The sequence below is a fragment of the Lentibacillus sediminis genome (assembly GCF_002763455.1).
In the GTDB taxonomy this organism is placed as follows: Bacteria; Bacillota; Bacilli; order Bacillales; family Amphibacillaceae; genus Lentibacillus_D; species Lentibacillus_D sediminis_A.
The window spans coordinates 169,882-184,717 of record NZ_NIXK01000003.1 but is presented as its reverse complement, the minus strand read 5'-3'; the positions used below and the strand labels follow the sequence as shown (position 1 = coordinate 184,717).

The 14,836-nt window shown below is 44.3% G+C and carries 11 protein-coding genes; 6 read left to right on the top strand and 5 right to left on the bottom strand.

Features of this window, described 5'->3' with window-relative positions:
* Window positions 1–6 precede the first annotated feature (6 nt).
* The 3 genes from CEG13_RS08065 to CEG13_RS08055 form a co-directional block, all read right to left on the bottom strand.
* The gene (locus CEG13_RS08065) at window positions 7–2,037 is read right to left on the bottom strand and encodes an ABC transporter ATP-binding protein (protein ID WP_100011362.1); all 2,031 of its coding nucleotides are present in this window, start codon (window positions 2,035–2,037) and stop codon (window positions 7–9) included.
* Entirely contained in the window at window positions 2,037–3,785 is a 1,749-nt protein-coding gene (locus CEG13_RS08060; RefSeq protein WP_100011361.1) for an ABC transporter ATP-binding protein, read from the bottom strand. Before CEG13_RS08060 ends, CEG13_RS08065 begins: the two co-directional genes overlap by 1 nt.
* Before the next feature lie 834 nt (window positions 3,786–4,619).
* Window positions 4,620–4,865, bottom strand: a complete 246-nt coding sequence (locus CEG13_RS08055; RefSeq protein WP_100011360.1) for a hypothetical protein — start codon at window positions 4,863–4,865, stop codon at window positions 4,620–4,622.
* A 210-nt stretch (window positions 4,866–5,075) separates the two neighbouring features.
* On the opposite strand from CEG13_RS08055, the gene CEG13_RS08050 reads away from it, so the two are divergent.
* Window positions 5,076–5,630 (top strand): beta-class carbonic anhydrase, encoded by a 555-nt coding sequence (locus CEG13_RS08050; RefSeq protein ID WP_100011359.1) that lies wholly within the window; start codon window positions 5,076–5,078, stop codon window positions 5,628–5,630.
* Between the two features lie 235 nt (window positions 5,631–5,865).
* Here CEG13_RS08050 and CEG13_RS08045 read toward each other — a convergent pair whose 3' ends face one another.
* Window positions 5,866–6,324, bottom strand: a complete 459-nt coding sequence (locus tag CEG13_RS08045) for a hypothetical protein (RefSeq protein WP_100011358.1) — start codon at window positions 6,322–6,324, stop codon at window positions 5,866–5,868.
* A 266-nt stretch (window positions 6,325–6,590) separates the two neighbouring features.
* Here CEG13_RS08045 and CEG13_RS08040 point away from each other — a divergent pair, with 266 nt between their 5' ends.
* The 4 genes from CEG13_RS08040 (at window position 6,591) to CEG13_RS08025 (ending at window position 11,841) form a co-directional block, all read left to right on the top strand.
* Complete coding sequence (locus CEG13_RS08040) at window positions 6,591–7,616, top strand: DUF3231 family protein (RefSeq protein ID WP_239984596.1); 1,026 nt, start codon at window positions 6,591–6,593, stop codon at window positions 7,614–7,616.
* 472 nt (window positions 7,617–8,088) lie between these two features.
* The gene (locus CEG13_RS08035) at window positions 8,089–9,591 is read left to right on the top strand and encodes a spore germination protein (protein WP_100011357.1); all 1,503 of its coding nucleotides are present in this window, start codon (window positions 8,089–8,091) and stop codon (window positions 9,589–9,591) included.
* Between the two features lie 8 nt (window positions 9,592–9,599).
* The gene (locus CEG13_RS08030; RefSeq protein WP_100011356.1) at window positions 9,600–10,721 is read left to right on the top strand and encodes a GerAB/ArcD/ProY family transporter; all 1,122 of its coding nucleotides are present in this window, start codon (window positions 9,600–9,602) and stop codon (window positions 10,719–10,721) included.
* A gap of 16 nt (window positions 10,722–10,737) precedes the next feature.
* Entirely contained in the window at window positions 10,738–11,841 is a 1,104-nt protein-coding gene (locus CEG13_RS08025; protein WP_100011355.1) for a Ger(x)C family spore germination protein, read from the top strand.
* Window positions 11,842–11,912: 71 nt separating this feature from the next.
* Here CEG13_RS08025 and CEG13_RS08020 read toward each other — a convergent pair whose 3' ends face one another.
* Window positions 11,913–12,983, bottom strand: coding sequence for an undecaprenyldiphospho-muramoylpentapeptide beta-N-acetylglucosaminyltransferase (locus tag CEG13_RS08020; protein ID WP_100011354.1), 1,071 nt, complete (start codon window positions 12,981–12,983; stop codon window positions 11,913–11,915).
* A 96-nt stretch (window positions 12,984–13,079) separates the two neighbouring features.
* Here CEG13_RS08020 and CEG13_RS08015 point away from each other — a divergent pair, with 96 nt between their 5' ends.
* Complete coding sequence (locus CEG13_RS08015) at window positions 13,080–14,450, top strand: MATE family efflux transporter (RefSeq protein ID WP_100011353.1); 1,371 nt, start codon at window positions 13,080–13,082, stop codon at window positions 14,448–14,450.
* Window positions 14,451–14,836 lie beyond the last annotated feature (386 nt).

The window sequence follows — 14,836 nt, the reverse complement described above, 5'->3', positions numbered from 1 at the left end:
GTCTTGCTAGACAGCCATTTTTTTGCCCTGTTGCATTTGATACATTTGGTAATACAGACCCTTTTCAAGAATCAACTGCTCATGATTCCCCTGTTCCTTAATTGTACCATGATCCAGTACAAAAATCGTATCAGCTTGCTGTATCGTTGACAACCGGTGGGCAATCACCAGGGTGGTGCGTCCTTTTTTCAGAACTTCCAGTGCCTGCTGGATGACTTTCTCGGTTTCGGTATCAATGTTAGCAGTTGCTTCATCAAGGATCAGAATCGCCGGATCAAAGGCAAGCGCTCTGGCAAAGGAAATCAATTGCCGTTCTCCAAGTGAGAAGGTCGAACCGCCCTCTGTCACTTTCTCGTCATAGCCGTTCGGCAGTTTGTCAATAAACTGTTCAGCTCCAACGGCTTTTAATGAATGAATGGCCATTTCCCGGGAAATTTTCGGGTCATTCATCGTGACATTGGAAATGATCGTACCGGAAAATAGAAACGGATCCTGCAGCACAATTCCCATATGGCTTCTCACTTGCTGGCGCGACCATTCCTCTGTGCTGTTGCCGTCGATTGTAATTTTGCCATGCTGCGGGTCATAAAAGCGAAACAACAGGTTCATAATCGAACTTTTTCCGGATCCGGTATGTCCGACAAAAGCCGCTGTCTGACCACCTTTCACCTCAAAGGAAATGTCTTTCAGCACATACTCATCCTCTTTATAGGCGAAGGAGACCTCGTCAAAAATAATATGCCCACGGTATTTATCCACTTTGTCATGGATCACATTTTCCCCTTCGTGATCCATCAGCTCGAATACACGCCCTCCAGCCACACGTGCCTGCTCGATAAGTGGCAGCTGGTTGATAATGTCGGTGACCGGTTCAAACAATCGGTTCAGGTAATCAACAAACGCATAGAGCATCCCGATGGAAATAATACTGGCGGGATCCAGCGAGCCAGACCCAAAATACCAGATAAAAGCAACAAACCCCAAATTGCGGAACACCGTTACCAGGTTATAGGAAGTTAATGCGCTTAACTTCACCAGTTTCTTCTGATAGGTGAAATGTCGCTCGTTCAATTTGTCAAAATCCGCTTTTGTTTTCTTCTGCCTGCTGAATGCCTGAATAATCGGCATCCCTTGAATCGATTCATTGATATTCCCATTGATTTCACTGATTGTGGCGCGAACGACTTTGTTGTATTTCATGCCAAAATGCTTATAGAAGCGCATCCATACAATAATCAGTGGGATTAGCAGCAGACTGAATGCCGCCAGCTGCGCATCAAGAATAAACAATGCGACAAAAATTCCAGCCATATAAACCGCACTGGTCACAACAATGGAAAGCACACGCTCATACAAGTCGCGGATTGCCTCTGTATCATTGGTAATTCTGGCTACAATCGAGCCGGCGGGCTGATCAACATAATAATCAATCGGAATCCGCTGCGTATGAAGAAACAAATCATTTCGCATCCGTTTGACAATCTGGTTCGATGCCTTCTGTAAAATAAACGTCTGATAAAATTGAAAGACACCAGCGATCAAGAGAAGCCCCATATACAAGAGCAGCAATAATATGATCGGCCGCTGTTCCGGCTGGAAAAATGGATAAACTTCCGACGCGGACAGCCGCTCCCCGTTATACGTCATTGTTTCCCCGCCGGCGGTTATGCTGACCTGGCCGTTTTCCGCGTCTCTTTCACCTTGCATGGGAACGGCTTCATCCAGAAAATAATAAGTCATCCCCACCTGAAGAACGGTGACACCCTCACCAACCGTCTCATCCTCTGCGGTGATGCGGTCACCCCTTTTATAAAAGGCGTCTTCGTAACGAACTGTATAACGGTCGTCATTTTCCGTTACTTGCTGCCATTCACCTTCCACCCCGACAATGTGATCATCGATAATTTTCATCGCAATAAACGGGCCGGCCAATTCCAGGGCGGTCGCGATGATTAAGCAGATAATCCCTGTGAGGATCCCTTTTTTATAAAGTCCTGCATAGCGGAAAAGCCGTTTTTCTGTTGATTGATGTTTCATTATTCCTTCACCTCCCCGCCATCTAACTGCTGCTGTTCATATTGCTGTTTATACCAGCCGCCAAAGCGAATTAATTCTTCATGTGTTCCTTCTTCAGCGATTCTTCCACTTTCCAGAACGATAATGTGATCGGCATGGGTCACAGCGGACATGCGATGAGCCGCGATAAAGGTTGTTTTGTTCTGCCGTTCCTGGCGCAAATGTTCAATAATATTCGCTTCCGTTTTCCCATCGACTGCGGACATGGAATCATCGAGAATGAGAATTTCCGGATCCTTGATAAATGCCCGGGCCAATGCCACCCGCTGCTTTTGACCGCCAGACAAGGTGACTCCTGTTTCACCGACCTGTGTATCGAGTCCGCTTGGCAACTGTTTGATATCCTCCAGAAAATGCGCCAGTTCCATGACACGGAAAATTTCTGCGTCTGTGGCGTCTTCTTTTCCAAATTGGATATTTTCCCGAATTGTTTTGGAAAACATGATCTGATCTTGCGGCACATAGCCAATCCAGCTTCGGACTTCATGTAAATCGATCTCCCTGATATCCTCACCCGAAATTTTTATGCTGCCGCGCAGGTCCGGATACTGCCGGAGCATTAATTTAAATAAAGTCGTTTTTCCTGCACCTGTTTTTCCCACAATGCCAATCGTCTGCCCGCGCTTCACGTTCAGGGAAATCGAACGAAGCTGATCCGTTTTTACAGATGGGTAGGAGAAGGATACATCATCAAATACAATGCTATTCACCTGATCCACATGCCGGGGGGTCCTTGTATTCCTTACACCTGCCGGATAATCCAATGTTTCATTGACACGATCCAGTGAAGCGTTCCCCCGCTGCAGGATATTAATCAGCTCCCCCACTGCGAACATTGGCCAAATCAGCATCCCAAGATAAACATTAAATGTCACCAAGTCACCAAGGGTCATCTGGTTTTGAAACACGAGGATTGCGCCATAACCGAGGCCGATTGTGTAGGACAATCCAACGAGGATAGACATCGTTGGTTCAAACAGAGCATCAATTTTTGCTACTGCGATATTTTTTTGATAGACGTTTTCTGTCATATCCTCAAACCGTTTAGCATCCTGTTTCTCCTGCACAAATGCCCGGATCACCCTTACACCACGGATTGATTCCAGCACCTCATTGTTCAGCTCGCCAAACGCTGCCTGTGCCTTGGTAAATCGCTTATGAATAGCTGAGCCGTACTTCGTCATGACTATGGCCATGACAGGCAGCGGAATCAGCGCTGCCCATGTCAGCGACCAATTGATGGTAAATCCCATCATGGCAACAATCATCAGCATAAAAATACTGGAATCCACAAGTGTCAGCACGCCAAACCCGGCCGTCATATTTATTTGCTTTAAGTCATTCGTGCTCCGGGCCATCAAATCCCCGGTCCGGTATTTGCCAAAAAAGGTTGGAGCCATCTCCAAAAAATGGTCCATTAGCTTGCTTCGTGTCCAGCGCTCCAAAATGACTGCACCGCCAAATAGGGTGTAATCCCACAGAAAGGAGATCACATAGTGCATAACTGTAAGCAGCAGATACCCGGCCAGAATTGCCGTCAATAATTGCATGGTTAATGTATCAAACTGGATCTGGTCAATCGTAAAACCCACTAACTTAGGCGGGATCAGCCCGATGGCGCTTGCTGTTATAAGTGCGATAATCGCGAAAATATACCGTTTCCAATAATGTTTAAAAAACCAGTCCAGCTTGCGAAAAATCTGAAACACATAATCACCTGCTTTTCTCTCACTTTTAAATTTTTCATACTAAGTTTACGAGGGTTCTTTCTGCCCGGTTGTTCGTTTTTTTGAGCAATAAAAAAGCACACGTCTGCGGCGACGTATGCAAAAAGATGTACAGAGACACTATTCCCTTTATCACACAAAAAGGCCACAGACGGCTGCGACCCTTGAACGAACAATAGAAAATATTACTTCTTCTTATCCGGCAGAAAGGCCACACATATAAAGTTAGCTGCTGATGCTTGAATACATTTTTTCATCGTAATGACCTCCTCCGTTTTTTGATACCTTAACAATTATAGTATTAGGAAACTTTTCAGTCAATAGTTTTTTGTTATTTTTTTGAGAAAATTAATGAGGTTGGAAAATTGGATAGTACCGCCATTGAGAATCATTTGGTGTTTTTTTCGCAAAGCTGCACATGAGCGCTCGTTGATTTCCGTTGCGGGCAGCCGCACACCTTAGGGCACGGCTTCAGCCTCCTCGGAAGAAAACCGCTTCCTGCTTAGGTGTAGACTCGTGCTGGGACTGCGGTTACTCGCCCCATCGAAAAGATTTGTTCCCGCAGGAGTTGGCTGCCCTTCACTCCAATCAACCAGTTCCAGAGTGGATAGCCGTTGTTAAATTTAACAAAGCACAACACCAGCGGAGAAAATACCCTGAGACTCCTGCGGGAGGATAGGCATAGGCGAGACCCCTAAAGATGGGGCAGCACGATGATTCTTACCAGCCGCTCAGCAGGTGCGAAGGGTATTTCTGCAGCGCCGGGTTATGTCACTGTTTCTCTCAACTACGCTGATTAAAATCCAAAAAGCTTCGTCAAACTTTTGCATTCGGTTTTCCATCAAAAGTGGTACGATATCGCATGAACAGCTTTATCATCTTTTCAATCTTTTCCTGAGGTACATTGGCAGAAAGGGAAACTTCTTGGACGGATGCTCTTGGGCGGGTGCGAAGATAATTCTGCACCTTCCCCATTTCCGTCAGGCAAGTCGAACAAAGCATAAACGGACTGCTCGGCATGGTTTCCTTGCACAATCGACAATTTCGTACAACCTTTCCCATCTCCTCACCTCATACAACATATTTTTTTCTAAACTCATTATATAACAGAATCAGACAAACAAACAATGAATTTTTGGAAAAATGAGTCGTTAGACTTACTAAAATAAAAGTTATAGGAATTTTTGCTGTATGAACAGGAAAACTGAAGAAATATAATTGAGCAAAACATGTTATGATAGATAATATAATTGCTACAGGGAGATGATACATATGCAGCTGGAAGAGATGCTCGCTTACAACAAACAATTTGTCGAAGGAGAAAATTATCGGGACTACGTGACGGACAGCATTCCGAATAAACGTATGGTTTTATTCACCTGTATGGATTCCAGGCTTGTCGAACTGTTGCCCAAAGCCTTAAACATCCAAAACGGTGATGTGAAAATGGTGAAAAATGCCGGCGCCATCCTGAGAGATCCGTTTGACAGTGTGATGAAAAGCATTCTTGTGGCCATCTACGAATTAAAAGCGGAAGAAGTGGCAGTGATCGGCCATCATGATTGCGGCATGTCCAAGATGGAGACGGAAGCATTTGCTGACAAGATGAAAGACCAAGGGATCCCTCAAGATACATTGAAGACCTTAAACAGCGGGGGGATTGATCTTGAACAGGAATTCAGCGGCTTTTCCCGAGTGGAAGACTCCGTTGAGCAAAGTGTCTCAATTATTCGCAGCCATCCCCTTCTTCCAGAGTACGTGAAAGTGCACGGCATGGTAATCGATCCGCATACAGGCAAACTGGATGTCGTTACAAAAGATGAATAATAGAAAAAAACAGTCTCCTCTCTGGAGGCTGTTTTTCTTTGGCAAATGAATGTGTAATGATAATAAAATTGTTTAATTTAACTGAAAAAACGCATTACACCGTCCACAAATGTGGACAGTGTAAAAATAAAGTCGTTTAAAAATCAAATCCTTATGCCACAACCGTCCGTTTGCGGAAGCACCACTATCAAGAAATCCACTTTCCAACCTATATGAAAACAATTAATAACTAAATTTACTCGCCTCTAGCTTTTACCATCATTTCAATCAATCTTCCAAGCAATAATCCGATAAAGATAAATAAAATCGGTAAAAAAACAGGGCCGATATACACGCCAGCCACATTAAAAGTTGAAGAATAAATCACTCCAATCGTGCTGACATAAGCCGCAAACACAAAGGGCAAAAATGAAAAACGGCTTTGTGCTCCACCTGCATCCCTGTACGCATCCCAGATTGCAAACAGATAAACACACGGATAAAACATCAGCCACTGGTAATCGGTCGCGCTAATGGATTTCGGAATATCACCTTGAAAACTGTACACGATGGCCATATTTAGGTTAGACATAACGTTAATCATTAATTCCAGAAAAATCAATACAGTTCCTTTCAAATATTTTTTATTCAAAAGTTGGGCGACTCCGGGAAGAGCGATACCCCACATGAGGGCTTCTGCTTTGTTTTTATTCATATATGTCACTTTCTCCTTAATCATCACGAAGACCTGAAAAACCCGTTTCAGCTCTTTTTTTAACGATTATCATCAAGGAACGATGACGGTTGTTAAAGTCAGTCCTCGATTACACTTTCTTTTATTGTTTGAACAAGTCACGGGAATATGTAAGCTCCCCTTCATAATCCTATACAGCCATTTCCATCCACCTTTTTCTTTTCTGCGTATATATCCATTTACAGTTACGCAATATATATAAAAGCAAATTTTATGGAGGGGTAACAATGACATCTATGAAGTTGGATTCAGCTGACAAACTAACGGCATCCGAATTAGCCCAGCTTTGGACTGCTTATCTCAATGATACGCTCAGCATCTGTGAAGTTACTTACTTTCTGAACCATATTGAAGATCCAGAGATACGAGAGCTCTTATCCTGGTCATTACAGCTATCCAAAGCACATATCGAGAAAATAACAACAATCTTTAAAGGGGAGCAATATCCAATTCCTAAAGGATTTACGTTGCAAGAAGATGTAAATGTGGACGCCCCTCGTTTATATTCTGATTCTTTCATGCTGGCCTGGTTAAACCAGTTTGGGAAATTGGGATTGAATGCTTACAGTACAAGCGTTCAGACTGCAACAAGAGAAGATGTTTTTGATTATTTCAGCGAATGCTTGTCCGAGTCCAAAGAAGTGATCAAGCAGACAAATACGCTTATGTTAAATAAAGGGTTATACAACAAACCACCCTCTTTGCCGACGCCTGAGGGCATCGACTTTGTGCACTCACAACAATTTCTTGCTGGTTGGTTTGGTGATATCAGGCCAATAACATCGCCCGAAATCGCTAATTTACATTCGAATATTGAGCGAAACAATATGGGACTCGCTGCATTAATTGGTTATGCCCAGACTGCACAATCAAAGGAAGTCACTCGTTATTTGTTGCGAGGAAAAGAGATTGCCGAGAAGCACATTGAGGTGTTTAGTTCAGTTCTGGAGGAAAATGACTTGCCCGTCCCTAAAACGATAAGCTCAGAAGTGACGGATTCAACCGCATTCACGCTGACAGACAAACTTATGGTCTTTAAGACGACAGTACTGATCGGGGTCAGTTTAGGTTACTATGGAGTAAGTTTGGCGGGAAATCCCCGTAAAGATATAGGCGTTGATTACAGCAGACTAATCGCAGAAATTGCAAAATTTGCAGTAGACGGCGCAGACCTTTTAATCAAAAAAGGCTGGCTGGAAGAACCGCCAAAAGCAGCAGATCGCGATGAGTTAGCAAAAAAAAAGGATAGCTAATAACATGAAAAATTTTAAGGTACGCTATTTTGGGCGTACATTTTTTCTTGTATCTCCAACGATTTCATCCATGCACTTATTCCAGAAGGCCCGATTCTGGAATAACCATTTGCTATATCAGTACCATATTTCACTCATAAGCACAGAGATTCTAAACCATATAATGTTGCAATTTCTCCAATGTTATAGGAGCAAAACTGGAAAAAAATATGGAATCACTGACCATTCAGTCCATTGAACAAGAAGGAAAACGCATAAACCTATAGATAATCCCGATACCCTGCAAAATCAGATTGGCTTAAGACTATTTCACCTTAGATACTCCCTCAGTTTATATAATTAATAAACCAACAACTTAATCAGAGATTAGGGGAAAATTATATTCTCCCGATCTTTTCTCATTTCCTGTTATATTACCCGGAATTTCTCACATACTAACATACGGCAATGTTCTTATGAAGGGGACCCCACTATGCGAAAAAATCAAGCGAAATCATCAAACAATATTTTTCCTATAAAAGTAGACAAGTTAAAGAAACAGATGGAGAGCAGGTTTGAAAATAATCCAGATTTGGTTTTCACCATTTATGAGCATCAGAAGAAAAAAATAGCTGTGTTCTATATTGGGTATCTCGTAGAGCCTGAGATGGTGCATAACTATTTATTGAAACCTTTATTAACCAGTGACAAAACCTGGGCCAATCCCGACATTCTGAATGATATCCCTTTAAGCACAGGAAAGACGAAAGAAAAGCTGCAGGATATTTTGCAAAATATATTGATCGGAGAAGTATTTATTTATGTGGAAGGGGAACCTGCTGCCGTTTCCTTTATTTTATCAAAAAAAGAAAAGCGTAATCTCACTCAAGCGGAAACCGAGTCGCTCGTTCAGGGGCCAAAAGTTGCTTTCACTGAATCCATCGCAATCAATATGAACATCGTTCGCTGGAATATTCACTCAACAGACCTTGTCCTGGAAAAAATCATGATCGGGGAAAGAGCTCCGCGTGAGGTGCGCCTGATTTATCTGAAGTCGATCGCCAATGAAACGGATGTTAATACAATGCGGCAGAGACTTAAGGATCTGGAGATTGATCAATTGGAAGACAGTTCTGTGCTCATGCAATATATCGAGGATTCTTCCCAGACGATTTTCCCGCAGTTTTACTCTTCGGAGCTCCCTGACCGTTTTGCTTATACCGTCACAAGGGGCAGGATCGGTGTATTGGTGGAGAACAGTCCAACAGCCATCCTTGCCCCGTCTACCTTTTTTAGTTTTTTTGAGTCGACGGAAGACCTGTATATGCGCTGGAATGCTGGAACCTTTTTAAGGTATCTGCGGTTTATTGCGATCATTATCTCGGTGCTCTTGACCCCTCTCTATGTGGCTGCTACGACCTTTCATTATGAGATCATTCCCACCCAGGAACTGATCACGATTGGCGAATCGAGAGCCATCGTGCCATTTCCGCCGATATTTGAGGCATTGCTTTTGGAATTTATTATTGAATTGCTTAGGGAAGCCGGAGCAAGACTGCCGACAAAAATCGGCCAGACCATTGGTATCGTTGGTGGTATTGTTATCGGGACAGCAGCGGTGCAGGCGGGGATTACCAGCAACTTTCTGATTATCCTCGTTGCCCTTAGTGCGCTGGCTTCCTTCACAACCCCCAATTACATGATGGGCACAGCGATAAGAATCATTCGCTTCCCAATGATTATTCTTGCGGGTACCTTGGGAATGATCGGGATGATGTTTGGCGTCTGTTTCCTGATCATCCATTTACTGAAGCTGAGTTCTCTTGGAAGGCCATACCTATCTCCCGTTTACCCGTTTCGCTGGGAAGATTTGAATAAGACGTTGTACCGGCTGCCTAACTCCCGTCAGAATAAACGTTTTGCTTCTTACAGGCCAAAGGACTTAATCCGTTACAGCAAAAGGAAAGCATCTAAGAGAAAAGACATTGATGAGTAGGTGGACATGTGGATATTAATGTAAAAGTGAAACCATACCTGAAGATTCAGGCGTTCTATTTATTTTTCATTATATCCTCCATCCAATTGGGGGTCGGGATAATGGGCCTTCCTCGTCTGGTCTTCCTGGAAGCTTATCAGGACGCATGGATTTCCATCCTGATCGCCCTTTTAGGGATCCTGCTGGTGGTTTTTGTCATGCTCCGGATTCTAACATCTTATGATAATGCGGACATACTGGGCATTCAAATTGATCTGTTCGGGAAATGGCTGGGAAAGATCATGGGCACCGTCTACATTGTCTATTTTGCTGTCACTTTATTCTCCGTCTTCATCACGTATATTGAGGTCGTGAAGATATTTATTTTCCCGGAGTTGAGCAATTTTGTGATGGGTCTTTTGCTGGTGAGCTTGATTGTATATTGTCTTTTGGGCGGGCTGAAAGCGATTGTCGGGACTTGTTTTATTTTCTTTTTTCTTGCGCTATGGGTGTTGTTTTTACTGATCCATCCCGCAGTTCTCTTGGATTTCACTCATTTTCAGCCGGTCTTTCAGGCTTCTTTTCCGGAATTGCTGAGTGGAGCAAGAGTTACAGCCTATACTTTTTTGGGATTTGAAATACTCTTTTTGATCTATCCCTTTATCCAAAACAAAAAGAAAGTAAAGAAGCCGGTATATTTCGGAGTCACCTTTACTGCTTTAATCGTGCTTATAACCACCGTCATTTCTATCGGCTTCTTCAGCACGGATCAGCTGAAGAACCGGGAGTGGGTGGTTTTGAACCTGTTTAAAATTCAATCGCTCCCTTTTATTGAGCGATTCGACTATATTGTGGTTGCCGAATGGATGATGGTCGTTTTGCCAAATATGTTTCTCCTGATGTGGGCAATCACCTATAGCATGAAACGATTGTACCGTGTTCCGCAAAAAATAACGCTATATGCGACAGCAGGACTGTTGTTGATTGCATGCATCTTTACCAGCGATCATTTTCTGATCCAAAAGATTATTAATACTTCTGCGCAATACGGTTTTTGGCTTGTCTTTGTTTATCCATTGCTGCTTTTGCCAATGGTATGGATTAAAAAACGCAGGGGGAAACAGAAGGGAGCTGGTCGTCATTCATCTTAAAAAGGGAATCATTATCATGGCTCTCCTCGTTTTGACAGCCTGTGTACCGACTAAAATTATTGAAAAGGTTGCAATTATTAATTCTTATGGCATCGATGCCGCAGAAGAGGGACAAATCGAAAAAACAATTATCGCTTTTCGGTTTGATGACGAAGCGCAAAACATCGCCACAACGCTCTCTGGGACAGCTAACACCGTCAGAGGAGCAGAGGAGGATGCCGCAAACAAAACAAGCTTCACTTTAAAACCCGGGCAAATCCGTCTTGTAGTTTATGGAAAGGAAATAGCAGAAAACGGCATTTCTCCCTATATAAATGTTCTGGTACGGGATGCCCGGGTATCTTCTATGATGTATACAGCAATAAGCACAGGTACGGCAAAGGAAGTCCTGACAGCCGGACAGGAAAATACACCGGCTAATATCGGTCAATACCTGCAGGACCTGATTGAAAAGGAAATAAAGCAAAACACCATTCCGGATGTTTCTTTTTTCCATTTCACCCATGCCCTTGAAGATACCGGACAGGATCCCATCCTCCCGCTCTTAGGAATAAGAGACAATAAAGCGGCGCTAATAGGAATGGCTGTTATGGATAACGGGAAATATGCGGGTGAGATTTCATTAAAGGATGCTTTTTTAGTGAATTTGTTTCAAAAAAACATTCGCGATAAGCCACTTGAAGTGAGCATTTCCAAAGAGCCGTTTTCCGATTACATTGAGGGACAGCTGCAGACGGATGACGAGCAGCTGCACATCAGTACACTGATTACTGACGGGAGAACAAGGACGAAGATGACCGATGTCGGCGGGCTGGAGTTTCAAACTGAAGTGAATTTAAAGGTTAATCTTTATGAAACCTCTGAACCTATGCGAATACGGGATGAAAAGGCAGCCCGTTTGCTGGAAAAAGAAATGGAGAAAAAAATCACAAAGCAGTATGAACAGCTTTTAGCCAGTCTGAAGGAGACGGGTTCCGATCCATTTGGACTTGGCAATATTTACCGGATAAAGAAAGAAAGCGGCAAACTGACGGAGCAGGAATGGGATGAGAAGTTCCCGGAAGTGACGGTAGATTTTAAGGTGAATGTGCAACTGGTTAATTATGGAAGTGTGCGGTGACAATGGCGTCGAATCTGCTTCAAAAACAGGGAAGTGACCCCTGCTCCGGCTGGTCCGGGGTAGGGGCCACTTTATTTCATGACCTCTTCTAAAATTGCAATCACACGGGCGCGGGATTTTTCACTTTTGTATTGTTCCATATAATCCCGCATAGCCGGGGCAGCCTTTTTCAGCTGGAAAAGCTCTTCCATCAGCGCACGCTCTGACAATGCTTCTTCTTCCAAAACGCGGGCGTATTTTTTTTCCACAAAGGACTCCGCATTGATAATCTGATCCCCCCTGCTTGCCTGCCTGGAAAGCGGGATCAGCAGCATCGGGATTCGTAGTGCCAGAAATTCAAAAATGGCGTTGGAACCGGCTCGGGACAGCACATAATCGGATGCTGCCATTATATCTTTCAATTCCTGATTCACATATTCAAACTGGGCGTAACCTTGCTGCCGGGCATCCGGATCCACATTGCCTTTCCCGCAAATATGAATTACCTGAAAGGATTCAAGCAGTTCGGGCAGAGAGGCGCGGACAGTTTCGTTGATTTTCCTGGCCCCGCCGCTCCCGCCCATGACGAGGAGCACTGGCTTGTCATTTGTCAAACCGGCCATGGCAAGTCCGGCTTGCTTATCTCCCTGAAACAACTCTTCACGGATCACAGCACCTACGTATTCTGCTTTTTTCTCCGGCAGATACTGCATCGTCTCTTCAAAAGTAGCCAACACTTTTTTGGCAAATGGGACAGCCAGCTTGTTAGCGAGGCCAGGGGTGTAATCTGACTCATGGATAACGGCAGGCACATTGCGCAGTTTGGCAGCCGCAACCACAGGAACGGAGACGAACCCTCCCTTGGAAAAAACAGCTTGAGGCTTTTGTTTGCCAATAATCCGCCAGGCCTGGAGTGTGCCTTTAAGTACTTTAAACGGATCCTTGAGATTTTCTTTGGACATGTAGCGGCGCAGTTTTCCTGTAGAAATCGGATGATAGCGGACGCCTTCCATCTCACCTATCAACTGCCTTTCAATGCCGTCATGAGAACCGATATAATCAACTTCCCACCCGTCACGCAGATACACGGGAATTAATGCCAGGTTGACAATCACATGGCCGGCGCTCCCACCGCCGGTAAACAGAATCCGCTTGTTTTTCATAATTGTACTTCCCTTCTATCTAAATGCAACTTAAAAAGGTATAATGATCCTTATGTTAGTTTATAAGAAATGGGTTAAAAAAGGAAGCGGAAATTCATGTACGAAACAAAGACACTAAAGGAAAAACTGCGATTATTCTCGATTATACTGATTCCAATTCTGATTACGCAGCTGGGCATGTCGCTGATGACATTTTTTGATACGATGATGGCCGGCCGAGCAGGAGCAAGTGATTTAGCCGGTGTGGCGATCGGAGCGAATCTCTGGATGCCGGTATTTACCGGAATCAATGGGATTCTCCTGGCGATTACTCCGATCATCGCCCAGCTGACCGGGGCAAAGGCAAATGAGGAAGTCCCGGAAAAAGTGCAGCAGGGAATTTATTTGGCAGTTGCACTTGCACTGATCGTCATTGTCGCCGGGGCGCTCATTGTTACTCCGATTCTGAATACAATGGATCTCGAACCGGAAGTAAGAAATATCGCTGGATTTTATCTTCTATCACTGGCAGCAGGAATTGTCCCATTATTCATTTTCAATACACTGCGATGTTTTATTGATGCACTGGGCAAAACGCGGACCTCGATGATCATTATTCTGATTTCCCTGCCCTTAAATGTGTTCTTTAATTATATTTTCATCTTCGGGAAATTCGGAATCCCTGCTTTTGGCGGGATTGGTTCGGGAATTGCTACAGCGATCACTTATTGGCTTGTCTGTGTGCTTGCCATGGCGATTATTCATAATGCAAATCCGTTTCGGGGGTTCAGAATTCTGGTCAATTGGGTAAAGCCCTCGTTTAAATTATGGCTTGAACAGCTAAAAATCGGTATACCCATCGGGCTGGCGATCTTCTTTGAGACAAGTATTTTTTCCGTCGTGACACTTCTAATGAGTGAATACTCGACAAACACCCTCGCGGCACACCAGGCCGCCTTAAATTTTGCCTCTTTGCTGTATATGGTGCCTCTCAGTGTGGGAATGGCGCTGACGATTGCGATCGGCTTTGAAATTGGCGGCAATCGGTTCCGTGAGGCCAGGATATATGGCTATATCGGCATCAGCGGCGGGCTGTTCATCGCTCTGTTTGCCGGTGTTGTACTCTATGTGTTCAATGAACCGGTCGCCAGAATGTACAATGCCAATCCGGAAGTAGTTTCACTGATCAAACAGTTTATCTACTATGCTATTTTCTATCAGCTGGCAGATGGAATCGGGGCACCAATTCAAGGAGCGCTCCGCGGGTATAAAGATGTCAATATGACCTTGGTAATTGCCCTGGTTTCCTATTGGGTCATCGGCTTGCCGACTGGCTGGCTGCTCGCCAACTATACGACCCTTGGACCATTCGGCTACTGGATAGGAATCATTACCGGCTTATCCTGCGGAGCAGCGGCGTTGCTGTGGCGGCTTCTCTATGTTCAAAAGAAATACCGGGAAACCGGGAGCCATCCTGCAGTGGAATAGCAACATAAAAGCGAGGAAGTGTGCATGCACTTCCTCGCTTTTTCTATTAGGCTCTTTTCGTAAGTTTTGTTGCTTATTTATTTCGCAGTTGATGGAAAATGCGACAGAGTGCTCGTTGATTTCCGCTACGGGCATCCGCTTTCCGCGGGAAGCTGCCGAGCCCCCTTGTGAGATGCGCACTTCGGGGTCTCGCCTAGGCTTTTCTTCCCGCAGGAGTCGGATACCCTCCGCTCCAATCAACCATCAACAAAGTGAATAACTGTTATGATTATAAATGTGAGAAAGTTGCAAAGCACATTCTCAGCGGAGGAAATACCCCGAGACTCCTGCGGGAGGAATGGCATCGGTGAGACCCCTCAAGCGGAGATAGCGCGAGGAGGCTCACC